Genomic DNA, 25,685 nt, shown 5'->3' with positions numbered 1-25,685 from the left:
CGTACGGTCCATTCAGCGGAAACAGAAAAAGTACTACCCCGTGAACCCCGAGCTGCGTACTATCGGGATTCCATTCCGCACGAACTAACAGACAAATTGCAATTTGTATATGAATAATTGCTGTTTGTTTCGTAATAGTAATTGTTTAGCATAGGTCGATTTGTATATTATTATTTTTTATGTTAAAATTGTATGTATTTTTATCAAATCTTAAGATTGCTTTTTAGGGGATATATGTCCTTGTTTTCATATAGAAAAAGCATCATAAATATAACGAGAAGGTTTATATCGGATGGATATAAGAGAGTAGAGATAATCGAGAGGGGACGTTGTATGGGTAGGCATGTTCGTGGACAGGCAAAACATATTCGCAGGCGCGAGGGAAGGAAGATGTGGCAGAAGATGACGGCTGGTGCGCTTACCAGTGTCATGCTGCTAGGGCTTTCGTCGGGATTGTCTTCTGCGGTGGGGAAGCAGGCAGAGCAGGCAGAACCGTCGTTGGTGGTTGCTCGTTATGTATTTTCGGGGGAGAATCCCGTGACTGAGGCAGAGTTGCAGCAGTTATTGCAGCGGCATCGCCAGCAGGCTGCAACGCTGAGACAGCTGGAGGAGCAGGCGAAGGAAGTACAGAAGTACCTGCGTGAGCAAGGGCATTTTGTGGCTACTGTCTACTTGCCGCCGCAGGGGTTCGCGAACGGAACGGTGGAGATGCGGATCGTACCGGGGCATTATGGCCGTGTGATCATCAAGAACGAGTCGTATGTATCGGACGAGGCAGTGCGCCGTGAAATGGGCATAAAAGCTGGTGATGCGGTGCAGCGTGAGAACTTGGAGCGCGGTGTTTGGCTGGCTGGTGATATGCAGCGGCTCGAAGTCAAGGCGCAGCTGCAAGCGGGGGAAAAGACAGGAACGACAGATTTGATTGTGAATGTCAAACCGAAGGGCAAGAGAGTATGGGGCTATGTTGGCGTTGACAATGGCGGCTACCACTACACTGGTTCATACCAATATAGTATGTTTGCTAACTATGCAAGCCCGTTCCGCCAGGGCGATCTGTTGTCTGTAGGTGGTGTCATGACCAATCATGGCGGTGATACCTGGAGTGGTTCTGTGTCATATGCGACACCAATCCTGAGTCAAGGCAACAAATTCGGTATCAGCTATGGCAAGTCGCATTATGCACTGTCTGACCAGTTGTCGTCCCTCGGGATGACGGGAACGGCTGATGTGGTTAGTGCCTGGTGGCAGCATAATTTCAAGCGCAGCCGCAAGGCCAATTGGTATGGGACGCTGCGCTTTGACTGGAAACAGCTTGCTGCGGAGTCGGATATCTATGCTTCGCTGAACAATCCGAAGGAAACGCAGAGCTGGTCGCTGTCTATTCATGGCGACAGTCTGGATACATGGGCCAGCGGTGGTAAAAATACCTGGTCATTTACGTACACCCACGGCGATTTGACGATAAAGAATGATTTACAGCGCAGCCTGGACGCAATCCGTGGGAAGGGCGCAGGCGATGGTGCACATACTGCGGGGAATTTTGGCAAGTATAATCTGAGCCTGACGCGGTTGCAGCGCATCGATGACCGGCTGGCTTTGTGGCTGAGCTATGAGCGGCAGTGGGCGGAGAAGAATCTGGATAGCTCGGAGAAGATGTCCTTGGGAGGCCCTTATGGTGTCAGGGCTTATCCAATCGGTGAGGCCGCGGGGGATGACGGCTGGCGTTGGACGACGGAGCTGCGCTGGAATGTCCCGCAGCGTGAGGGCGATAAGAATACATGGCAGCTCATCGCTTTTGCCGATGGCGGCCATGTGGATTCGTATCATGATGGCAACAGCCGCATCGCAGGCCGGGGAAATGGCCGCAGTCTTTATGGTGCAGGTATTGGTATCAACTGGAGCCATGAGGATAACTGGGCCGCAAGACTTCATTATGCCTGGAAACTCGGCGCAGAAAAGGCTGAGTCAGACAGTGATGCCAGTGGCCGTCTGTGGTTTCAGTTGTATAAGTTCTTTTGATAGCGTAAACGATAGAGAGAATAGTCCGGCATGAGGCCGGAGGAGTATAAAGGGAGTTAGTTTATTTCATGCGTATTACGAGAAAGCGGCGTCGTGCCGCAGAGCGGCGCCGGAAGCAGAATCGCTTGCTGACGCAAGGCTTGCGCCGTGGCGCAGGGGTTATGGCAGCAGGTGCCATGATGATTAGCAGCAGCCAGCATGGCTGGGCATTGCCGCAAGGAGGTCAGGTTGCGGCAGGTGCAGCAGAGATTGCGCAGAAGAATGCGGAAATGGTGATTCGTCAGCAGTCGCAGAATGCCATCATCAATTGGCAATCGTTCAACATCGGTGCTGGTGAGCGTGTCAATATCTTCCAGCCAGGCAGCCAGGCAGCGTTGCTGAATCGTGTCATGGATGGCAATGTGACGCAGATCATGGGCGCACTGCAGGCAAATGGCCGTGTGTTCATCGTCAATCCTGCCGGGATATTGTTTGCGCCGGGGGCACAGGTCAATGTCGGTGCCTTGGTGGCATCGACGCTGCAAATCAGCGATGCTGATTTCATGGCAGGCCAGTATGCCTTTGTCAGCCAGAAGGATGGTGGCAAGGTAATCAATAAGGGAAATCTGATTGCCAAGAATCAAGGCCTGGTCGCACTGCTAGGGCAGGAAGCGGAAAATGATGGCATCATCGTGGCCAAGAAGGGCACGGCTGTATTAGCAGCTGGCGATGCAATATCGCTGGATTTTGATGGCGATGGCAAGGTAGCGGTCGTTCCGAGCAAGAAAGCCGTAGCGCATGCAGTGACGAACAAGGGCCTTGTTGAAGCTGACGGTGGTCTGGTATTCATGTCGGCGGCAGCCGGTGAAGCCCTTACGGATTCTGTGGTCAATCAAGAAGGTATCGTGCGGGCCCAGAGTCTTGATGGCAAGGGGGGCACAGGGGCTGTCACTGCGTCTGTTGTGAATGCGAAAGCGGGCAGTGTCATCGATGTCAGCGGTGATAATGGCGGCAAGGTAGAAGTCGGCGGCGGCTGGCAGGGGAGCGGCGAGCTAGCTCATGCCAAGCAGGTCATCGTGGAAAAAGGGGCGCAGATCAAGGCCGATGCCACGGCTGAAGACGGCAATGGCGGCGAGGCCGCTATCTGGTCAGATGGAAAGACGGCTTTTCATGGAGATATATCTGCCAAGGGCAAGGGCACTGGTGCTGGCGGCCGGGTCGAGACGTCAGGGCATGAACTCTCGGTTACTGGCCATGTTGAGGCGGCAAGCGAGCAAGGCCAGAATGGACAGTGGCTGCTCGATCCCTACAATGTGACCATCACGGATGGCGGCACAGGCGATGCAGTAGATGGCAATAGCTATACGGCGGCGAAAAGCGATTCGAAGATAGCCAATACCGTGGTGAATGCAGCGCTGCAGGCCAATACGGATGTCAAGATCTCGACGGGCACGGCTGCTGGTGGTGACAATGGCGACATCACCATCAATGGCAGCATACAGAGCAGCGGCAAGAATGCGACGTTGTCGCTGGAAGCGGCTCGCGATATCATCATCAACAAGGATATCACGGGCGAGCAGCTGAATCTTGACTTCAAGTCCAACAGCGGCAACGGTGGTACGTTCATGGGGGGCAAGATCAAGCAGGCTGCAGACTCTACGATTACGACTAACGGGGGAAGTGTCTACTTCCATGGCGGCAATACCGATGATATGGCCCGGGCAACTGTGGAAGGTGAGCGTGGCATCGAGCTGGCCGGCACCATCAAGACAGATGGCGGTGATATCACGCTCCATGGTGCTGCCAACGACAAGAGTGCCGATGGCGTGCAGATTGCAGGCATGGTAGATGCTGGTACGGGCAAGCTATCTGTTTTGGCGCACAATGAAGCAGGCGGCAATGCTTTTTCCTATGATGGCACGCTGGTGGCTAAGGACATGCAACTGGTCATGGATTCGGCGAAGGGCAGCGGCACGGTCAAGAGCATAGCGGATGCGGAGGGCAAAACGGGCGTACTCGTCATTCAGACAGAAAACAAGAATGGAACGATAGCGCTAGGCAGTGGAGCAGGGCTCAATGTAACCAATGCGCTTTTAGGCGGCGGTTTTGCAGCTGCGCAGATTGGTTCGGTTGACAATGCAGGTCGTGTAAGTGTCGGCAGTGACATAAATATGACTGGTAATCTGACCATTCATGCGGGAGAAATGGCGATAGATGCGGGTCTTGCTACGGACAAGGACATTACCATCGTGGCCACGGACAAGATCAGCGCAGCAGATGCGGGGAAGATCACGGCTGATGTCCTGGAAGTTACGGCAAAGGGCGATGTCAGGCTGAATACGGATGTTGCGACCATCAAAGGCAAGGCGAACAGTTTCGCTATCACGAATACCAGCGCAGATCCGGCGAAAAAAATGACGCTTGGCGCATCGGAGACGAAGCTTACGGCGGATAAGGACATTCAGATCAAGTCCAGTGGTATCCTGACCTCGGTGGCCGGAGCCATCAGCTCGGTGGCAGGCGATATCACGCTGCAAGCGGATTCCTTCGACTTGGCAGATGATTCCATTCAGGGCAAAGGTCTTTTGAACATTGATACGCTGACTGCAGGCAAGAGCTTTGGCTTGGGCGATGCGGCTGGGGATGTAACCCTGGCAGGCACTGGTTTTGCCGCGTCTGGTTTCCAGGGAATCCATTTCGGCAGCAAGGATACGGGGGACATCCACATCGGCTCGCTGGCGGTGAAGGATGCTGTCTCGTTTGTGTCGGGAACTTCCATTACGATAGAAGGCAAGCTTTCTTCTAATGACAAGGCCATGTCTTTTTCTGCTGCAGGTGAAGATGGTTTTGCGATGGCAGCGGGGGGCGAGCTGGCAGCTGGTTCGGCCGATATCGCTGTCGAGGCGGATAAACTTACGCTCAATGGTACGTTCTCAGCGCAGAATACCGGGACCTTGTCCTTAGCGCGCAAAAGCTCGTCAGCCTATACGATTGGCGGCAGTGATCCAGCTAGCTATATCACGGATGAAAGTCTCAGAAAGATTGGCGACAGTTTCAAGAACGTCATCATCGGTTCCACTGCTGGTGGTGCTGTGTCGCTGGACGATATTTCTGCGCCGCCTGCCTATATGACGGTAAAATCTGGCAGCACGGCAACAATCACGGGACAAGTGAACGCCAAATCGCTGGTGCTGGCGGCAAAAGAGGGCATCAGTGAAAGCGGCGGCAGCATCAAGGCGGAGTCTTTGCTGCTGCAGGGCGGCGAAGCTGACCTCACGGGGGCCGGCAACGAAATCTCGAATCTGGCAGCCGATGTTTCCGGGGCAGTGGCAGTGAGAAACAGTGCCGATATGACCATCGGCCAGGTGGAAGACCGCAATGTGGCGAAAGTGCTGAAGAAGGAAGGCATCATCACCAAGGGGGGCAGTGTCAAGATCACCATGGAGGCGGATAAGACGCTGACCATGGGGACTATTGATGCGGGCAGTGCCAATATCACGATCTCGGCTGATGCGATTGCCAAGGGGGCGACTGCTGGCAAAGTGACGACGAGTGGCAAGGTTCAGGTTTACACGACCACGACTGACAAGACGATTGCCATCGATACCGAGGAACATGAAGGAGCGATGAATATCGCCAGTGATTCCTTTGCCAAGGGGGCATTCAGCAATGCTTATGGCGAGCTGATCATCGGTCGCCGGACGGATGAACAGGATGGCAGCTCACAACAGGGCATGATCATCATCAAGCATACGGACTTCAGCTCGAAGACTACGGTGCGTACCGAGAACCAGGTAGAGTTTGCGGACAGCAATATCGTGGGCGGTGACCTGACGGTCCATGCCACAGGCCTGCAGCTTGCGAAGGACAGCACGACCGATATCAAGAATCACAATCTGAATCTCAATCTGACAGACAGCCTCGATTTGGGTGATGGTGTCATCAATGGCACGGGCAAGCTCAATATCACCACGCCGGCAGGGAAGAATATCTATCTGGCTGGCGCGGATTTTGACATGCCGGCTGATGAGGCCAATGGCTATAAGATCGGCTATGGCACGGTGAATTCCAACCTGACGGGGTTCAGCGACTTTGGCATCAACACCCAGGAGAATGTCTATCTCTACCAAGGCGGCATCGATAAATCAGTCAAGATTTCCGGTGCCAAGGGCATCCACTTTGTCGAGGATGTCACGCTGGGCAGTGCGGAGCCAGCAGCCGCGACTGAGCTGACCTTGAACAGTACTGCAGGTAATATTGACGTGGCGGCTGGCAAGACGGTGACCATAAATGGTGCCAATACGGTCGTCAATGCCGCAGCGAAGCAGATCAAGCTGGCCGCTGGGGCAAAGATCGGAGCTAAGGCGGCGCCGGCAGGGACTGCGGCTGGCAAGGGCAGTGTCACGCTGGCGGCCGATGCACTGGAATTGGGTACGGATGCCAGCATCGATGGTGGCGCTGGCAGCTTCACCTTGAAGACCGACAAGCTGACCGTGGATCGTGCCGATAGTGTGACCAATATCCAGGGCAAAGGCACGCTGACATTGTCCACCAGAAACGCCGCCACGGATATGTTTGTGGAAAAGGAACTCACTGCGGCTGAACGTGGTCTCCATATCACGGCCGGAGACATCAATGGTGGCGTATTCGGCGATGGCTTCACGGAACTTTCGCTGGGCAATGCGGAGGGAACAGGTACCTTGACAATCGATCATGTTGCTTTTGCCAACAGCTTGACGCTGCAGAATGGCAATGGCGGCGCGATTGAATTCCAAGGGGAAAACAGTGTGGCGGCTGGCAAGGCAGTCACACTCAAGGCTGGCAGCATCCGCAATGCCGATGGCGGCAGCTTTGAGGCTAAGAACGGCCCGGCAGGCGCAAGCCAGCTCAATATCTATACGAATGATCTGAGCCAGCTCACGGGAACGGATGGCAAAACGATTCTCGGTTCGGGAACGCTGGGCCTGTCCACCTACGATGGTTCAGCAGCAATCAGCATCACGAAAGATGCGCAAGCTGGCGGACTTAACATCTACGATGCCCTGCTTGACGGTACGGGAGCTTTTGCGGATACCTTCAGTGCGTTTATCATTGGCAATGATAAACAGCAAACGATCAGCATCAACGGTGGTACACTTTCGAAACCGGCTACGCTGGTTTCGGGGGCTGCTGGCACGATAACAGGCAGCGGGCTCACGGCAGCAGACGTTGCTTTTGTTGGTGGTGATGTAGAGCTTATTGGTGATAACACGATTGGCAAGGCAGCTGCTAACGCCAAGAGCATCGTGATCGAAGAAACTGCTGGCAAGCAGTTGAACATTGGTGAAGTAAACAATATTAAAGGCATTGTGGCAACAGATGGTGACATCCATTTGAAGACGGATCAGCTTGATATTGTTGATGATGCCAAATTGTCGGGGAAGGGCAAGCTGACGATTGCGCAGAAGACGGAAGGCGTCGCCTTGAATATCGGCGATAATGCCATCAAGGATCATGGCGCCGGTGCCCTCAATATCAAGTCGGAATGGTTTGCTGGCCACGATAAGAATCCGGCCATAGCGGATGGGTTCAGTCATATCTATCTGGGCGGCGGCTATGGCGATGCCAATATCGACTCTTCGACGGACCTGCATTTCCTCGATCCCACGACAGTGCGCTCTGGTTTTGAAGAAGCGGTAACGAAATCCAAGACGACGACCATCAGCGGCAAGACGCATATCCATTTGGCTGGCACCGATGGCATCGAGTTCATGGCACAGAAGTTCAAGATGAACGGCACGAGTACCATCGAGACCGAAAGCGGGGATATCAGCATCACGGCCGACGAAGTCGAGCTGTCCAGCAACTCCCAAACGGGAACTATCATGACGGGGGCGCAGGGGGCAGCCAAAGGCGGCCAGCTGAACCTCAAGACCCTCGATGAAAACCGCAGCATCAAAGTCGGTACGTTTGCGGGCCAAATTGCAACCGATGCGCTGTATCTTGACTCGTCATATTTTGACGCATCTTCGACGACGCGTATCTTTGCGAAAGGTTTTGATGCCATCAATATCGGCCGCGGTGACGGCCAGGGCAGCTATGAGCAGTCCGGCAGCATCACCTTTGAGGATACGGTCAACGTCATCCAGGGGTATAAGAACTCCAATGCCGCGGTGAAGATCAGCGGCAAGATGTCCTTCGGTGAGAAAGACTACAATATCCGCAGCCAGAATGTCGTCCTTTCCGGGGCCGATATCGAAACGACTACGGGTAATGTCAACATCACGACGAACAGCCTGACGAATGATACGAGCCAGGGAAGAAACAGCATCAAGACCACCCAGGGGGGCAAGCTGACGCTGGATACCTTTGACAAGGAAAGGGAAATCCATATCGGCAAGACTGGCACGCCGGGCACGCCGGGTCTGGATATCGACAAGGAGTGGTTCGATACTGAGACGACCACGGAGACGTCAATCTTCCACGGCTTCAACGAAATCAATTTCGGTGGTGAGGATTACACAGGCAATATCACGGTCAATGGGTTCGAAGCACCAAAAGTCGATGGCTCCAAACCGAGCGTGGTGTCCATCAAGACCCAGGGCGATGTTGGGCAGCAGGCAGATGGCGGTGGTCTCATTGCGGACAAGGTAACGATTGCTGCTGGTGGCGATATTGACTTGTCAGCTGCTGAGAATCACATCAAAGAAATCGGCGATGTGACAGGCCGCAAGATCGATATCAAGAACAACACGTCAACAAGCAGCAAGACAACAGAAACGACCACCATCACGGGCCATATCCAGGGCGAGACGATTACGGTCAAGACGGATGGCAACATCAAGATTGACTCGTCAGGCAGCCTGGAGTCTACGTCCGGCGGCGTGACAATTGACGCAGCCAAAGGTCATTTCATCAATGAAAATACCAATCCGGGCAGTCAAGTGATAAAGACGCCGGATTCGCAGCGCTGGATTATCCATACGGATAGTCCGGAAGGCGATAATCCAGGGACACTTGTGCCTGATGGCATCCGCTACAATACGCAGGATGATAGAGAGGTCAAGAACCCGACGGGCAAGGACTATGGTTGGGATAAGAATGTCATTGCTTATACGAAGCCGCTGGTCGTCAATGTGACATCGGAGCGCGTCTATGGAGATGGCAATGCCAACTTCATCACTGGCGATGCTTTCAAGGCAGAACCAGCCAATAAGTCTCATCAGGGAACTGCAAAAGAGCAGGCGCAGTATGCCAAGCTGCTTGAGGCCCTGCGCAACAATCCGGATAAATCCTATACCTGGGATCCGGAATTGACGCAGACGACCGCCGTGAATACGGCTGGCGGGCCGGCAGCTGGTGCTATCTACGGCAGCGGCAAGGTGGTTGGTATTGCTGGCAAGGACCGCCGGATTGAATATGTCGGCGATAACAATCTCAATGCAACCGTCAATATTGATTTCAAGATCACGCCGCGTACCGTGACGGTGAAAGCAGCGGATGATACGAAGACATATGATGGACAAGGCTTTACCAGCATTGGGCGTGGCAATGGCCAAGTGACCTATGAGAACATCATAGAAGCTGATAAGGAGGCAGAAGGCGGTTTCAAGGACGGGATCATCACCGGCGGCAGCATCCTCTATGGCAAGACAAAGGCTGGCAAGCCGTCGGCCGAAGGTGCCAAGGATGCGGGCAGCTATGCAATCGGCATCCAGGCAAGCAATCTGCAGTCCAATGGCAACTATGCGTTTGTCTATGAGGATGGCACGCTTACCATCAACAAGCGCAAACTGGCAGTGAGCGCTGGCGATGTGCAGAAAGTCTACGGTACCGACGATCCGTCGGCGGTGGCCGGGACTGTAACCGGTGGCAGCCTGGCTGATGGCCAGCAGTCGCGGCTGGATATCCAGACGGCGGGGCAGAAGTACCAGAACGTCGGTGAGACCACAGCCGTAACGGTCAATAAAGTGACCATATTGGATGAAAATGGCGAAGATGTCACCAAAAACTATGACATCACGCAAACCGATGGTACGCTGAAAGTCACACCGCGGGATGTCATTGTCACAGTGGCAGATCATGAGCGCGTCTATGGACAGGATAATGATCAGCTGAAACCGGTGAATGGCAGTGCTGCCTATACGGTCGGTGCTACCATCGATACGGCAGAAGTGCATGCTGGCTTGGTGAATGGCGATACCCTTACGGCAGTGTCTGTCAATAAGGACGTGGCAGGCATCGACGCACTGGCAGATGCCGGTATTTATGCGGGAGCCATGCAAGCTGCGGGAGGAACCATCACACCAGGAAAGGCACAGAATTACCATATCCTCTACAAGGATGGCAATCTGGTGATCCGTAAGAAACAGGTCGTGGTAAAGGCTGCCGATGACAGCCGCAAATACGATGGAACCGCTTATGCTGGCGGCAATGGTGTCACCTATGAGGGCTTCCTGTCTGGACAGGATATCATCAATATTGCCGGTAAGTCCGGTGCAATCAGCTATGGCAAGACTGCGGACACAGGGCAGGAAAATGCCCAAGGGGCTGTGCATGCTGGCAGCTATGCAATCGGTATCCAGGGCAGTGACCTTACGGCGAAGAATTATGAGTTTGCCTATGAAGATGGTAATCTGACAATCACGCCGCGCCAGGTCAAGGTCAAGGTGGAGAATGGTTCACGCGTCTTTGGCCAGCCCAATGACGTAGTCAAAGTGACTGGCCATGCCGTTGATGAAGCAGGCTATGATGGCCTGCTGGTCGGGGATTCCTTTGCGGACTTTTCGATAACCTCGGCAGCTGATGATAAAGCAAACGTCGGCGACTACTCCATGCAGGTCAAGGAGGCAAGCTTGTCAAAGGACAGCAAGAGCTGGAGTACGGACTATCATGTAACGGCGGATCCTGGCAGATTGACGATCACGCCACGCGAAGTATGCATCACAGCTGGTTCAGCTTCCCGCAGCTACGGGGAGGAGAATCCGGTAGTCAAAGCGTATACGGTAGAGCGCGGCGACAGTCGTACGACGCGGGGCTTGTTGTTTGGCGATGCGCTGGCGGATGTCACGCTGTACTATGATGCAGGCATCACACCGGCAACGGAACAGGGAAGCTATGCAGGCGTTATCCACGCCAATAAGGATTGGAAATTCCAAGGAACAAGCGTAGACAACTATCGCTTTGTCTATGCGCCAGGTGACCTGACAATCACGCTTGGTGGCTTGCGCCCTGGCTCACCGGAGCACATTGGTGTAGAAACCAGTACAACGGTTATTACGCCGCGCTTGACGGAACCGGTTGATACGGAGGTGGATTCGCCACAGGGAACGAGGCAACCTGTGCCAGCAGTAAGTCCAGGCAACGTTGCGACGGGAGAGCATATTCCAAGCATTGACACGGCCGCGCCAGCTATTGACGTGCCGGTCAATACGAAGGGGACGATGGCTCAGCCGGATACGGTGGTCATCAAGACTGGCGGGGACAAGCCAGCCGCGTCATCGTTCCAGTCCAATCCGGATGGTTCGTTTGGCTTGACGTTGCAGGCTGATGCCGGGCCGCTGGAAGGTGAGGACATCCGCGTGGCTGGTTACATGGAACACGGCGGGCAGAGTGAGACGCCGGGCGCAATCCCGGTGCTGTATACGGATGGTGCGGCGAAGAAGCTCGATGGCATTTACATCATCAATTATGCTTCGGACAAGCTGACCATCATGCCGTCAGCCCAGAAGGTAACAATCCCGGATCCCTCGGAGATACGCCGGGAATCCACCAGCAAATACAGCTTCATGTACCAGAGCCGTGAGGGCAGTTATGATGTCAGCTATGGCAATGGCATCGTGGCAATCTATCCGCAGGATGAGGATTCGCGGAAGGTTCTGACGGATGACAGCAAGAAAGCTGGCCGTACGGTCCTGTCTGTCGGTATCTTGTCGGCTGTGCAGGATCTTGGCGTCATGCCAGATCAGATCCGGGCGGTGTATATGTTCACGAAAATTGTCTGATGGCAGTATGAAGAAAGAAAACGGCACCACATGCAGGGATTCCTGCTGCGGTGCCGTTTTTATATTGCCCGAAGGCGCTAGATGGTCAATTGCGGATTTGTAAATAGATACGTAAACTTCCCAAGAGAACATTGCTATGGAAAAGCTTCTGACATTAGGAGGATATTCATGATTTGAGGCGAATAGCTTTGGGAGTAATGGAATAGGAGGGGATTTTGTGAATCTGGATTGGAATGCAAAAGATTACGGTAATGGCTTTTCCTTTGTACATGAATATGGTGAAGACGTCATGAGCTTGATTACTGTCCCAAAAGGAAGCTTGGCCGTTGACCTGGGCTGTGGCAATGGAGCTCTTACGGCTAAGCTGTCCCAAGCGGGTTTCCGGGTGCTGGGAATCGACGCGTCAGCCTCGATGCTGGAAGAAGCGAGAAAAAATCATCCGGAATTATCCTTTAGGGAAGCTGATGCAGTATCCTTCAAGCTGGAAGAACCGGCGGATGTAATCTTTTCCAATGCAGTATTTCACTGGATTGATGAAGATAAACAGTATTTGCTGCTGCGCAATATTGCTGCCAATCTCCGCACAGGTGGTCAGCTAGTGACCGAATTCGGTGGTATTGGCTGTGGGGCAAAGGTTCACGGGATGCTGGCGCAAAAATTTGCGGAATACGGCTATAGTTACCAGCCCGTCCAATTTTTTCCCAGTATTGGGGAATATACGCCGTTAGTTGACCAAGCCGGCTTGCGCGTGGATTACGCAATCTTGTTTGACCGTCCGACGTCACAGCCCCAGGGCCGCAGTGTGGCTGATTGGATACGCATGTTTATCCAGCAGCCCTTTGAGGACATGGCGGAGGAAATGAAGGCGCGCATTATCCGGGAAACCGAGGAAGCGCTGGCGCCAGAACTCTGTCATGATGGAATCTGGACCATCGATTATGTCCGCATCCGCCTGCGGGCTGTGAAAATAGAAAACTGATTCAGACACACAAAAAGGCCGCAACTGTAAAAAGTTGCGGCCTTTATCACAAGGCGAAAAATCGCCGTATATACTGGTGGAGATGAGGAGAATCGAACTCCTGTCCGAAAATACTGATCCATGAATCTCTCCGAGCGCAGTTTGTGGTTAGATTTAAGAAATCAGCCATCCACAAACAAACGGCATCATTCCGATCTCGATGAGAGTTCCCGTAAATGCCTCCGAGAATTGGCACTTAGGTATCCCGCTGTTTGCCCCTTATCCATCCTCGCGGGAGAAAGACGGACAGGGGTTAGCCTTAAGCGGCTAAAGCGTAATCTTCGTTAGCTTTTATATTTAAATAAAAGTTTTCACCTTACTGACGGGTTGATGACCCCCCGGCTCGCTATCCACAGAGCATATATCCCCGTCGAGACCATTACATCCCCACGATAATACGTGCTCATACGCGCGTTATTCTATTGTGCTATATATTATAGTCACAATAAGTGACTATGTCAAGGAAAAAGAGGGAGATTTGTCCCTGGCAGAGGAATTTTTCCTAGACAAAAAGCGGCAAAAGGGAATATAATGAATGGCGGGAAATTTTTAAGCAGATTTCCTTTGACTATGAAAGAAAGGCTGGTGAGGAAAATGGACGATCACCCTGGAACGGCAGACCCTAAACGATGCAAGTTCAATACCATTGGGGAAGGTGCGCCATTTTCCTGATCGCTGCGATGAAGCTGGCTGGCGATGGTGCTGTTTCCTCATGAAGAAAGGAGACATTCAGCCATGCTTCAGATTTACAAATCGCTGGAGAGCGGCCCTTTGCAGGAGCTCACCTTGAAGACGCTGGAAAAGGGTGCCTGGATCAATATCGTCGATCCGACGCCTTATGAGCTGAAGGTGGTCAGCAATCTGACCGAAGTCGATCCGGACTTCCTGCGCTCGGCACTCGATGATGAGGAGCGTTCGCATACGGATATCGAGGACGACTCGGTCATGGTCCTGACCAACGTTGCAGTCTGCCGCGGGCAGGACAGTTATGATGCCCTGCCTCTAGCTATCATCGTCACGGAGGAGTACATCATCACCGTCTGCCTCGAGGAAACGCCAGTCATGGCTGAGTTCAACGAGCGCACGGCGAAACTGTTCCGTACCTACAAGAAGACGCGGTTCCTGTTTCAGATCCTGTATAAGTCCATGACATTCTATCTGCGCTATCTGCGTCAGATTAGCAAGCTGTCCGATGACATCGAGAACCAGCTGCGCCATGATATGAAGAACAGCGAGATTCTGCGCCTGCTCGAGCTGCAGAAGGGCCTGACGTATTTCAATGCGGCCATCCGCTCGAATGGTGCCGTGCTCGACAAGCTGCTGCGCATGCGCAACAATCCGCAGCTTACGCCGATTCTCAAGGCATATGATGAGGACGAGGATCTGCTGGAGGATGTCATCATCGAGAACAAGCAGGCCAAGGAAATGGTGGAGATGTATAGCAAGATCTTGGCACGCATGGCCGATACGTTCACATCCATCATCGCGAACAACCAGAACCTCGTGATGAAATTCCTGGCCGCCATGACAATCATCATCGCTATTCCGACGGTCGTTTCGAGCTTCTTTGGTATGAACGTGCCGGTGCCCTTTGCCGAAAATGGCAATGGATTCTTATATGTCATGATCATTGCCTTTGGTATCAGCATTTCTGGTGCCTACGCCTTGTGGAAGAAAGATATGTTTTGAGAGGAAACTGCCCTATGATGGTCGAGTCGAAACTGAAGGCCGGTGTCATCTTCGGAGATACAGAGAATCAGGAATATGTGTATATGCCCGGCAGTGAGGTCGGCATGGCCCAGCCCATTTGCGTCTATGAGTCAGAAAATGAGTGTGAGGATGTCAATATGCATGAGGCGCTGCGTCTCGTGCGCGTGCGCAGTCTGCGGCCGACCTGTCATCCTGTGCTTGGCGACAGTTCCTGTTGAAAAATAATATAACAGTTAAGGAATCGTGTAACTGGCAGAGTTTTCTCTGTCAGTTTTTTTGTGCGTAAGTTCCGGTGAAAGATATTTTACCCGCAAGAGCAGGAATCGAAATAAAAAGGTAGAACTATTCATGTAAGACAAAATATTCAAACGAGGTGTCTAGGGAGGGAGAGTATATGCTTTTTATGAAGTCGGTACGCGGTAAGCTGACGGCATTGTTCGTAGCGGTCAGCGTCGTAGCTACTTTAGCCGTAGGCGGTTATTTCATCTATACGACCATCGCGGATAATAATAAGCTCGTGGCAGAGTATCGGAAGGAACTGGCCGAGCATTATGATCGTGAACTGCGCTTGCAGACGGAAGGTGTTGTCTCGTCGCTCAATGGCATCTATGCGCGGCAGCAATCGGGGGAACTGACCGAGGAGCAGGCCAAGAGCCTGGCGCTTGATGTCATCCGTGCAGTACGCTACGATGATGGCAAGGGGTATTTCTTCGCCGATGAGAAGAATACGGGTATCTGCGTAGCCCATGCGGCGTCCAAAGAGTCAGAAGGACGTATGCGCCGCAACGACAAGGATCCTAATGGCGTTCCTTATATGGAAAATATGTTCAAGGCCGCGCAGAATGAAGGCGGCGGCTTTGTGGATTTCTCCTATCCGAAACCGGGTGAGAAAGAGTCTTTGCCCAAGCGCAACTATGTGCTGGAATTCAAGCCATATCAGTGGATCGTAGGGACGGGATCTTGGATTGACTATATCGATGCAGAGGCTGCTAAGTACACGAAGGAAATGCAGGAAGAGCTTTATCACAAGATCATGATTTCGTCTGTCATCATCTTGGTGGTTGCAGCAATCATGGCCCTGTTGGGGGTAAAGATCGCGCAGAGTTTCGGCGATCCCATCAGTTTCGTGACGGGGCGTTTGCAGAAGTTTGCCCAGGGGGATTATCGGCAGGAGCCAGTCAAGCAGGAATATGTCGACCGTGAGGATGAGATCGGCCAGATGATCGATATCCTCAGGGTGCTCGGTGGCAATATGCGTCAGCTGATGGGCGCTATCCGTGAGTCATCGGAGCAGGTCGCCAGTGACGCTGCACAGCTCAGTGAAATGACGGCACAGTCGGCAGCGGCCAGCCAGCAGGTGGCAAATTCGATTACCGATGTGGCCGGGGCGACCAATAAACAGCTGACGGCAGTCGATGAAGCGTCCCAGTCCATGGGGGTCTTGCTCGAACGCATTGGCGGTATGGCCCATAATGCCCGGCGGGCGGCTGTGGAAACGCAGCAAGCATCGGAACGAGCCCAGAACGGCAATCAGGTCGTAACGCGTACGGTCAGAGATATGGCCCGTCTCAGTGAGGTGGTAGGCGAGTCGGCCAAAGTGGTCAACAGCCTTGGCGAGCGGTCCGATACCATCGGCCGCATTACCGATACGATTTCGGGCATTGCTGAGCAGACGAATCTTCTGGCACTCAATGCGGCCATTGAGGCTGCCCGCGCCGGTGATGCAGGACGCGGCTTTGCTGTGGTCGCCGACGAGATCCGCAAGCTTGCTGCCCAGTCGGAGGAGGCTGCCAGCCAAATTGCCGAGCTTATCGGACAGATCCAGCAGGAGACGCAGCGGGCTGTCAGCAGCATGAATGAGGGCACGGAAAATCTGGCCACGGCTAAGGCCAGCGTCGAGGAGACAGGCCACGAGTTCAGCGGGATCGTGGAGCTGGTCGAGAAGATTGCCAGCCGTTCGCAGCAGATTGCCAGCGCGTCCAAGGAGGCTACAGACAGCGCAGATTCCTGCCAGTCAGCAATCAAGGATATCGAGGGAATGAGCCGTAGTGTCGTTGCAAATTCTGAGACGGTGTCGGCGGCAACCGAGGAACAGACTGCTTCAGTACAGGAGATGAACAATAACAGCTCGCAGCTGGCCAAGATGGCTGGTATGTTGCAGGATGAGGTACAGAAGTTCAAGGTATAAGGAATATCTGTCAGGAGAACTGCCGATTGCCAAGGCAGTTCCCTTGGCAGATGTCTTTATCATAGATGTGTGTTTATCTTTAGGAGGTAGCTTATGAGTAAATATGCAGGGACTCAGACTGAGAAGAACTTGGAGGCGGCCTTTGCCGGGGAAAGCCAGGCGCGCAACAAGTACACGTATTATGCTTCACGGGCCAAGAAGGATGGCTATGAGCAGATTGCGGCGTTGTTCTTGAAAACAGCAGACAATGAGAAAGAACATGCAAAGATGTGGTTCAAGGAACTCCATGACGGTATGCCTGATACAGAGACAAACCTGAAGGATGCTGCCGATGGCGAGAACTACGAATGGACGGACATGTATGCTGGCTTTGCCAAGACTGCCGAGGAAGAGGGATTCAAGGAACTGGCAGCGAAATTCCGCATGGTAGCAGCTATCGAGAAACACCATGAGGAGCGCTATCGTGCCCTGCTCAAGAACATCGAGATGCAGGAGGTCTTCCAGCGCAGCGAGGTCAAGGTTTGGGAGTGCCGCAACTGTGGGCACATCATTGTGGGCACCAAGGCACCGGAGCTTTGCCCTGTCTGTGCACATCCGAAGAGCTATTTTGAGATTAGCGCCGAGAATTATTGAGCGGCAGTATGGCATGATAAAAGGCTGGCAGAAATTTGCCAGCCTTTTTGTCATTTTGTAAGTGTAGTTGTCTCGATATGTTCGCCGCCGGTGGTGTAGCCGGTTAGCGTGAGTTCTTTATCGGTAGCCGTCAGCGTCAGATAGTTCGGCGGTGTGGGCTGATAGATGGCGCTGCGGTCATAGGTCTTGTCGTCAGGGACGTTGTATTGCGTATTGCCGGCTGGGCCACTGAGTATATAGACAGGGCCCGCGGTAGCTGGCTGCAGGTTCTTGATATGGCCGCGGTTGCGATAGGTATGCATATGACCGGTCAGGACCAGATCGATGCCGAGGTCGTCAAAGGTATTCATGAAGGCATGGCCAATATCGCTGATACCGCCAGTCTGATGGGTACCAAGCTGGTATTCATCATAGGCGATGACGTCCTTGTGCATGAAGACGACCTGCCAAGGCAGGTGTTTCTTGTTGGTTCCTTGTTTTAGCCAGTGCAGCTGGCGTTCGAGCAGGCCGGGCAGGAGCTCGTGCAGTTCGAGCTCCTGCGTGTTGAGCACGATGAAGTGGATGGGGCCGTAATCAAAGGCGTAAAAGCAGCCTTGGAATTTGGTGCTGTTATTGGGGGGCAGGGAAAAGGAGGCAAGGTAGCGGCGGGGCAGGCAGAACTTCCAGTCAAGGCCGTAACATTCGTGATTGCCCATAACCGGGGCCAGTGGACGAGTAGATGGCAGGGAACCCATGGCCGCAAGGAATCTGTCCCAGTGCCAGTTGGACTGGCCGTTGTCGGTAAGATCGCCGAGGATGGCACAGAAGTCACTTTGCGGATACCGCTGCCAAGCGGTCTGGAAGGTCTGCTGCCAGACCCCGTAGTCGCCACCACATTGCGAATCGCAGAATATCAAGGCGGATACGCTGCTGAGGGCGGGCGGGGCAGTCTTGAACCGATGCCAGTGTGTAGCACGTTCCTTCTGGACGATGCGGTACTCATAAGCTGAGTCAGGTGTCAGCCCATTTAATGTGACTGAGCAGAAAAAGGTGGTAACGTTGTCTTCCACCAGAGAGGTGGTCATAGCAGGCTGCGATTGGGTGGTGCGTACCTGCCCGGACAGGCGGTACTCAAGTGCACAGCCACTCAGGTTGACATTGCCTTGCCACATGATCGTACGTGAGGTGGCAGCATCGGCTGTGATGATATGACGAAGGAATCTTATGGGCATCGTGCCGTCGCTGGCAGCACTGGCACTTTTCGGCAGCCAGGCCTCAAGGCCGAGCAGGATGGCTGCTTGGCCACAGAATTGCAAGAATTTCCGGCGTGTGATATCCATGATATTCATCTCCTGTAGTCCTCGGCGGCTTCTGCAGCCGCTGCTTTGCGAGCGGCGTTGCGCTCATATATCCAGGCACCGGCAATCAGGATGATGGCAAAGACGATGACGACAATCATGCGGGTAGGATCTTCTTCGTGGGTGAGCGCATCATGACCGATGATGGCTTCGATGCCCGTTGATGGGAATTTGCCGACCAGCGAAGCGATGACGTAGTCGCGGAAGCTCATGGCCGACAGCGCGCCAATGGCGTTGAGCATGACGGAGGGGAAATACGGTACCATACGGGCGATAAGCATGACGACAAAACCGCGCTTGCCGCTGTATTTGTCGAGGTTGGAAAGTGTCTTGTTCTTGCTGATGATCTTTTCAGCTGCATCGCGGAAGAAGAACCGTAGCAGGATGAAGCTGATGGCAACGCCGACGGTTTCGGCGACTACGGACAGGACAATGCCCCAGAAGATGCCGAAGATCAGTGTGTTGGCAGTTGAAAAGATGATGGCGGGCGGGAAACCAAGCGCATTGACAAAAAGCGTCAGCAGGAAACTGAAGAGCACGGCCCAAGGTCCGAACGAGGCGATGTATCCGGCGGTCTCGAGAATATCTCCGCGCGCCAATAGGCCAAACATATGCGGCAGGAACGCCGGATTGATCAGATGGATAATGACGAACAGCAGGATGATGGCAAGTGCGGCACCGGCTTTCACCAAGCCCATAGATTTTCGGATTTGCAAAAAAGTTACCTCCTGTAACCAATATTTGTCTCCATTATAACATTAAAACTGCCTGGACAGTTGAAAATAAACTGGGGAAACTGTCATTTTTGGCGTGGCTGTGCTAAAATAGAATTGTTATACTATGGGAAAGGTGAAGGTTCATGACTGAAAAGCAGGCGGGAGAGCAGATATGGGCGCAGATACAGGCTGGTTTTACCATGGCTGGCTCTGCACTGGCAGGTTTTATCGTCGTGCCGATGCTACTGTTCCAACTGGGGATGAACTTTGCCGGAGCCTATACGTCTTTTGCTGTGCTGGCAATCGTGTCAGCGTTGCTCATGGGCTGGCTGCGCCTGCCGGTGCTGCTATTGCCACCGGTAGCTGTCAGTAATTATCTCGTGTATCTTGTGGGGATTTCACAGGGAGTCAGTTGGCAGCAGCTGCTGGGGATATGCTTTGTCGTATCCGTGCTCAGTTTGCTGATATCCGTCAGCCCTTTGCGGCACCGTTTTTTCTTGGCCGTGCCAGAGGCGATTCGCCGTTTGCTGCCGGCAGGACTTGGAGCCATGCTTATCCTGATGGGATTGACGCAGGGACGTATCATCGTGCGTTCGGCTTGGTCAGTCACGATGCTGGGAAATTTCCAGGATCCGCTCGCGTATCTTGGACTTACCGGCATTGTGGTCACGTTAGTCATGATGGCAGTGAGGTTGCGCGGGGCGCTGTTTTGGGGAATGGTGGTTACGGCGGTCATATCCCTTATGGAGGGGTTCTGGGTAATTCCGGTAGCGCCGTTCATGCTTCCCACGGGACTTGACTTGACGGCAGGACAGCTGGCCATGACGGCTGCAAATGAGAAGGTCGTGGGGGATATGCTGGCTGCTGGCCTTACATTGCTGATAGTGCTGACCAGTATGAACTGGATTGTCGGTCAGGCGCTGATAAGGGAGTCTTCTAATAGTCGGCGTTTGCTGCCCACGACCTTTGCTGTTGGAGCTTTGGGGGCGCTGATTGGCAGCCTGCCGCCAGCCGTTTCGCCGCTGTCTGCTGCAGGAACATTGTTACGTGGGGGACGGCGGGCAGCCTGGAGTGCAGCACTGCTATTCCTGGTTGCGCTGTTTTGTGAGCCACTGCTGGCCGCCATGGCTGAATTCCCTGTCATGGTAGTGCCGGTACTCGTGGGGACAGGCCTGTTGCTGTTGCTGCAGACCATAGAGGACTTACAGCAGACACCATTTGCTTGGGACTTACCCGTTTTATGTGCAGCGGCCTGTCTGCTGCTGGTCATGCCATTGGCAAATAATATCACGGCTGGTCTTGGAGCCGCCCTGATCAGCTGGTGTGTGCTCAGGGCGGCTGGCCATTCCTGGCGGGAAGTTCCTAGAAGTACCTGGGCTTTATCAATCCTGTTTGCCGTGTATTTTGTCTATGCGGCTATTTGAGAAGAAGAGATGTAAGAAAAAATTGGTTCGAATGATTTAAGGAGTGTACGTTTTCGTGGAATTCAATCGTTATCCGAGAGTTATTGCTGCCGGGACGGTGCTTGGCCTGCTGTCCTTGACCGTACCATCTGTCGGTTTTGCCGGCCGTCATGTCAGTGAGGCGGGCCTGCCAGCAACCAAGGTGGCTGCTGAACGCACGGTGAATGTTGGCAGCAGCCAGCGTGTCAGCCGGAATATCACGCAGGAATCGTCGCTGCAGGATCGCATCGACGCCATCCTCAAGCAGCATGAGCAAGAGCAGGAAAAGGCTATGGAAGTGCCGACGACTGTCTCTGCCTATGATGATTCGATTATCGGGACGCCGTTGGCCAGCCAGCAGCAGTGCGTGGATTATCTGCTGAGTGTCAATCCGAATCCGGATATCTCGGTTACGCCGCAGCAGCTGGTTTCCTATTATTATGAGGAAGGTGCACGGGAGGGCATCCGCCCTGATGTTGCCTTTGCACAGGCACTCAAGGAGACGGGGTTTTTCCGTTATGGCGGTACGGTGACCTCGGACCAGAACAATTACTGTGGTCTTGGTACGACGAGCAGTCAGGTAAAAGGTGCGTATTTCAACTCGGCGCAGCTAGGTGTACGCGCCCAGATCCAGCATCTGCTGGCTTATGCCTCGACCCGCCGTCCTAATGAGCCGGTGGTCGATCCGCGGTATACGCTGGTACGTTCGTCTTATGGTGAACGCACGCTTAAACGCTGGCAGGAGCTCAACGGCCGTTGGGCTGTGCCGGGCTATACGTATGGCCAGAGCATCATGAGCATCTTCCGTGCGATGCTGGCCAAGTGATTCCGTAGAAGTTTTTTCATTATATTCATATATCAGAGAAGGGAAATAAAGACGAAATGATTACAACCAACAATGTGAGCCTTCAGTTTGGCAAGCGCGTCCTGTATAAGGATGTCAACCTTAAATTTACGCCGGGGAACTGCTATGGCATCATCGGCGCGAATGGTGCCGGTAAGTCGACGTTCTTGAAACTGCTGGCTGGCGATATCGAGCCGACCGGTGGTCATATCGAAATCACGCCGGGTGAGCGTCTGGCCGTGCTGAAACAGGATCACTATGCTTATGACGAGTACGAGGTACTGCGTACTGTAATCATGGGGCACAAGCGTCTGGTCGAAATCATGGACGAAAAAGATGCGCTGTATGCAAAGCCGGATTTCAGCGAAGAAGACGGTATGAAGGCATCGGAGCTCGAGGCAGAGTTTGCCGAGCTCAACGGCTGGGACGCAGAGTCTGAGGCAGCACGCCTGCTCAACGGTCTCGGCATTCCCGAAAACGAGCACTCGATGAAGATGTCTGAGCTTACGCCGACCGAGAAAGTACGCGTCCTGCTGGCACAGGCACTGTTCGGCAATCCGGACATCCTGCTGCTCGACGAGCCGACGAACCATCTCGATGTCGAATCCATCAACTGGCTCGAAAACTTCTTGGCTGACTTTGAGAACACGGTCATCGTCGTATCCCATGACCGTCATTTCCTGAATCAGGTCTGTACCTATATCTGCGATGTTGACTTTGGTGAGATCAAGCTCTACGCCGGAAACTATGATTTCTGGTATCAGTCGAGCCAGCTGGCTCTGCAGCTGCAGAAAGAGCAGAACAAGAAGGCTGAGGAGAAAATCAAGGAACTGCAGGCCTTCATTGCCCGCTTTGCTGCCAATGCGGCTAAATCCAAGCAGGCTACGAGCCGTAAGAAGCTTCTCGACAAGATCCAGGTCGAGGATATCAAGCCGTCCTCGCGCCGCTATCCGTACATTGCGTTCACGCCGGACCGCGAAGCAGGCGATCAGTTGCTGCAGGTCGATGGTATTTCCAAGACTGTCGATGGCGAGCAGGTGCTGAAGAACGTAAGCTTTACCCTCAAGAAGGGCGATAAAGTTGCCTTTGTCGGTCCGAATGGCATTGGCAAGACGATGCTGTTCAAGATTCTCATGGGCGAGGAGGAGCCGGACGAGGGCACCTTCAAGTGGGGCGTAACGACGACGCAGGCCTACCTGCCTTCTGATAACAGCGATTACTTCGATGGTGTTGACCTTAGCCTGGTCGACTGGCTGCGCCAGTACTCTAAGGATCCGGATGAGACCTTCGTACGTGGTTTCCTAGGCCGCATGCTGTTTTCAGGCGAGGAAAGCCTCAAGAAGGCATCGGTCCTTTCGGGTGGCGAGCGCGTGCGCTGCATGCTGTCGCGCATGATGTTGTCAGGTGCCAATGTACTGCTGCTCGATGAGCCGACGAACCACCTTGACCTCGAGTCGATTACAGCACTCAATAATGGCCTGATTGCGTTCAAGGGAACGGCACTGTTCGTTTCCCATGACCATGAGTTCGTGCAGACCATCGCCAACCGCATCATCGATATCACGCCGGATGGTGTTGTTGACCGTGTTACGACCTATGACGACTTCCTTTCCAACGAGACAGTCAAGCAGCAGTTAGCTGAGAAGTATAAGAAATAATTTATCCTGCATTGAAAGGAGTCGGGCGCAATGCTGGGAGATTTCTTTCAAAACAAAATAGATGAAGCTGGTGCCACGGCGCGCTTGCGGGAAATGGTTGCTGTGTTGCGCAAGCGCGATGTCGTCCGAGGGATGACTCCGGATAAGCTGCGTATGGTGCTGGAGGATCTGGGACCGACATTTGTCAAGCTCGGACAGGTCATGAGCATGCGCCCCGATTTCCTGCCGCCGGAATACTGCGATGAACTCATGAAACTCCAGACTTCGGCCAAGCCACTGCCGTTTTCTGTAATACTCGACGTCATTGAGAGCGAGTATAACCGTCGGTGGGAGAAGGTGTTTCAGTATATTGACGAAGAGGCACTGGGGTCTGCCAGTATTGCCCAAGTTCATCGGGCAGTACTGACGACTGGTGAGAAAGTCGTTGTCAAGGTGCAGCGTCCAGGCATTTACGAGATAATGAGCAAGGATATTGTCCTGCTCAAGCGGGCGGCAACCTTATTGAAGGTGGTCAGCCGTTCGCAGGATGTTATCGACTTCAATATGGTGCTCGATGAGATGTGGACTATCGCCAAACAGGAAATGGATTTTTTGATTGAGGCTGACCATATCGCTGAGTTTGAGCATCTGAACCGCGATGTGGACTATATTGCCTGTCCGCAGGTGTACCGCCAGCTTTCGACACAGCATATCCTGGTGATGGAATCTGTCGAAGGCATTCAGATCGATGATTTTGAACAACTCAAGACCCGTGGCTACGATATCAATCAGTTAGGACGGCGGCTAGGCGAGAATTATGTCAAGCAGATCATCGAGGATGGTTTTTTCCATGCGGATCCGCATCCTGGCAATATTTGGATCCGCAATGGCCGGATTGTCTGGCTGGATCTTGGCATGGTCGGCCGTCTTTCGGCGCGTGACCGTACAGCTATCCGCAAGGCAGTTTATGCATTGGCGGCTCATGATGCTTTCGAGATGAAGGCTGCGGTGCTGGCTTTGGGTGTTGTTCGCGGGAAGGTCAATCATACGCTGCTGTATCAGGATATCGATGCGATGTTGTCGCAGTACAGTACGCTCGACTTCAGCGAGTTGCAGATGGGTGTCCTGACCCGGCAGATCATGAATCTCATGCGCGTCCATCATATCGGCTGCCCCCAGGGGCTGTCAATGTTTGCCCGCGGTGTGCTGACCGTTGAGGGGGTCATGCGGCTTTGCTGCCCAAAAATCAGCTTTGTTGAGATCTTTGCCAAGAGCCTGGCTGTTGACTATAAGAAGAATTTCAATTGGCGCGATGAAGTGGATAAGGCGAAACGCGAAGGCCTGATGCTGCTCCGTAAATCGGCACAGCTGCCCGAGCAGATTTCGGATATCCTGAAGATGACCATGAGTGGCCAGACGAAAGTGAATCTGGATGTGACAGGCTCGGAAGAGCCGTTGCGCAAGCTTGATCAGATGATAAACAAGATCATCCTGGCAGTGCTGGTAGCGGCATTGTTGCTGGGATCTAGTACGATATGTACTACACAGATGACTCCGAAGATCATGGAGATTCCGTTGCTGGGTTTTTTAGGGTATTTGATAGCGTTCATATTGAGCATCCGGATTATCTGGGAAATACATAAGGGGCGCTAATTAGGAGGTTGTCAATATGAGAGGAATACGTGGAGCAATTACGGTAGGAGAAAACAAGAAGGAAGAAATCTGGCAGGCAGCAAAGATGCTGCTATCGCAGATCCTGCGCCGCAACAAGGTAAAGCCTGAGGATATCGGTGCCTGCATATTCAGCACTACTAGTGATATTACGGCAGGTTTTCCTTCTACTGGCGCTCGTCAGATGGATGGTTTTGATAAAGTCCCCTTGTTTGACACGCGGGTTCCAGAGATCGATGATTCGATGGAACGCTGCATCCGTGTACTGCTTTTAGTTGACTCGCCACTGAAACAGGCGGAAATCCAGCATGTCTATATGGGGAAAGCCCAGGAACTTCGCCCAGACCTGCGCAATTTCTGATTTATGGTTGGAATAAGGCTTTACAAACGAAAGTATATAGTTTTTATTTTGTTACCATAAAAGAAATTAATGAAAATGGCGTAAAATACTGTACTTTTTCTTGGGAATTTAGTAGAATGGTGTGTGGATAAAAAACATTCAAGTGAC

Annotated in this window: 14 protein-coding genes and 1 other RNA gene; 12 read left to right on the top strand and 3 right to left on the bottom strand. The window is 53.1% G+C overall.

Going from position 1 to position 25,685, the window contains the following annotated elements; all coding sequences use genetic code 11:
* The first annotated feature begins 390 nt into the window (after positions 1-390).
* The 3 genes from BM322_RS07575 to BM322_RS07565 all read left to right on the top strand — a co-directional run bounded on the left by BM322_RS07575 (position 391) and on the right by BM322_RS07565 (position 12,960).
* Complete coding sequence (locus BM322_RS07575; RefSeq protein ID WP_082334425.1) at positions 391-2,019, top strand: ShlB/FhaC/HecB family hemolysin secretion/activation protein; 1,629 nt, start codon at positions 391-393, stop codon at positions 2,017-2,019.
* Positions 2,020-2,087: 68 nt separating this feature from the next.
* Entirely contained in the window at positions 2,088-11,981 is a 9,894-nt protein-coding gene (locus BM322_RS07570) for an MBG domain-containing protein (RefSeq protein ID WP_075429326.1), read from the top strand.
* Positions 11,982-12,198: 217 nt separating this feature from the next.
* On the top strand, positions 12,199-12,960 hold the full coding sequence (locus BM322_RS07565) for a trans-aconitate 2-methyltransferase (RefSeq protein WP_075429324.1): 762 nt from the start codon (positions 12,199-12,201) through the stop codon (positions 12,958-12,960).
* Between the two features lie 74 nt (positions 12,961-13,034).
* Here BM322_RS07565 and ssrA read toward each other — a convergent pair.
* Positions 13,035-13,388: a transfer-messenger RNA gene (ssrA, locus tag BM322_RS07560) on the bottom strand.
* 346 nt (positions 13,389-13,734) lie between these two features.
* Here ssrA and BM322_RS07555 point away from each other — a divergent pair.
* The 4 genes from BM322_RS07555 (at position 13,735) to rbr (ending at position 17,530) form a co-directional block, all read left to right on the top strand.
* Positions 13,735-14,688, top strand: a complete 954-nt coding sequence (locus BM322_RS07555) for a magnesium transporter CorA family protein (RefSeq protein WP_075429322.1) — start codon at positions 13,735-13,737, stop codon at positions 14,686-14,688.
* A 14-nt stretch (positions 14,689-14,702) separates the two neighbouring features.
* A complete protein-coding gene (locus BM322_RS07550; RefSeq protein ID WP_075429320.1) occupies positions 14,703-14,927 on the top strand; it encodes a hypothetical protein in 225 nt (74 codons plus the stop codon).
* A 176-nt stretch (positions 14,928-15,103) separates the two neighbouring features.
* Positions 15,104-16,897, top strand: a complete 1,794-nt coding sequence (locus BM322_RS07545) for a methyl-accepting chemotaxis protein (RefSeq protein ID WP_075429318.1) — start codon at positions 15,104-15,106, stop codon at positions 16,895-16,897.
* A gap of 93 nt (positions 16,898-16,990) precedes the next feature.
* Positions 16,991-17,530, top strand: coding sequence for a rubrerythrin (gene rbr, locus BM322_RS07540; protein ID WP_075429316.1), 540 nt, complete (start codon positions 16,991-16,993; stop codon positions 17,528-17,530).
* Positions 17,531-17,580: 50 nt separating this feature from the next.
* On the opposite strand, the gene BM322_RS07535 is transcribed toward rbr, so the two are convergent.
* Together BM322_RS07535 and BM322_RS07530 are read right to left on the bottom strand one after the other, a co-directional pair.
* Positions 17,581-18,849 carry a metallophosphoesterase family protein gene (locus BM322_RS07535; protein WP_177220835.1) on the bottom strand — a complete coding sequence of 423 codons (1,269 nt, stop codon included), beginning with the start codon at positions 18,847-18,849 and terminating at the stop codon, positions 17,581-17,583.
* 5 nt (positions 18,850-18,854) lie between these two features.
* Entirely contained in the window at positions 18,855-19,565 is a 711-nt protein-coding gene (locus BM322_RS07530; RefSeq protein WP_075429314.1) for a TVP38/TMEM64 family protein, read from the bottom strand.
* A gap of 161 nt (positions 19,566-19,726) precedes the next feature.
* Here BM322_RS07530 and BM322_RS07525 point away from each other — a divergent pair, with 161 nt between their 5' ends.
* The 5 genes from BM322_RS07525 to aroH are packed head-to-tail and all read left to right on the top strand — an operon-like array spanning position 19,727 to position 25,538.
* Positions 19,727-21,007, top strand: coding sequence for a hypothetical protein (locus tag BM322_RS07525; protein WP_075429312.1), 1,281 nt, complete (start codon positions 19,727-19,729; stop codon positions 21,005-21,007).
* Positions 21,008-21,062: 55 nt separating this feature from the next.
* On the top strand, positions 21,063-21,851 hold the full coding sequence (locus tag BM322_RS07520) for a glucosaminidase domain-containing protein (protein WP_075429310.1): 789 nt from the start codon (positions 21,063-21,065) through the stop codon (positions 21,849-21,851).
* 56 nt (positions 21,852-21,907) lie between these two features.
* A complete protein-coding gene (locus BM322_RS07515) occupies positions 21,908-23,527 on the top strand; it encodes an ABC-F family ATP-binding cassette domain-containing protein (RefSeq protein ID WP_075429308.1) in 1,620 nt (539 codons plus the stop codon).
* 30 nt (positions 23,528-23,557) lie between these two features.
* Positions 23,558-25,159 carry an AarF/ABC1/UbiB kinase family protein gene (locus tag BM322_RS07510; RefSeq protein ID WP_075429306.1) on the top strand — a complete coding sequence of 534 codons (1,602 nt, stop codon included), beginning with the start codon at positions 23,558-23,560 and terminating at the stop codon, positions 25,157-25,159.
* Positions 25,160-25,175: 16 nt separating this feature from the next.
* The gene (gene aroH, locus BM322_RS07505; RefSeq protein ID WP_075429304.1) at positions 25,176-25,538 is read left to right on the top strand and encodes a chorismate mutase; all 363 of its coding nucleotides are present in this window, start codon (positions 25,176-25,178) and stop codon (positions 25,536-25,538) included.
* Positions 25,539-25,685: the final 147 nt, after the last annotated feature.

The sequence above is a fragment of the Selenomonas sp. GACV-9 genome, from assembly GCA_900116485.1.
Lineage (GTDB): Bacteria > Bacillota > Negativicutes > Selenomonadales > Selenomonadaceae > Selenomonas_A > Selenomonas_A ruminantium_G.
This window is presented reverse-complemented; position numbering and strand designations above follow the sequence as displayed.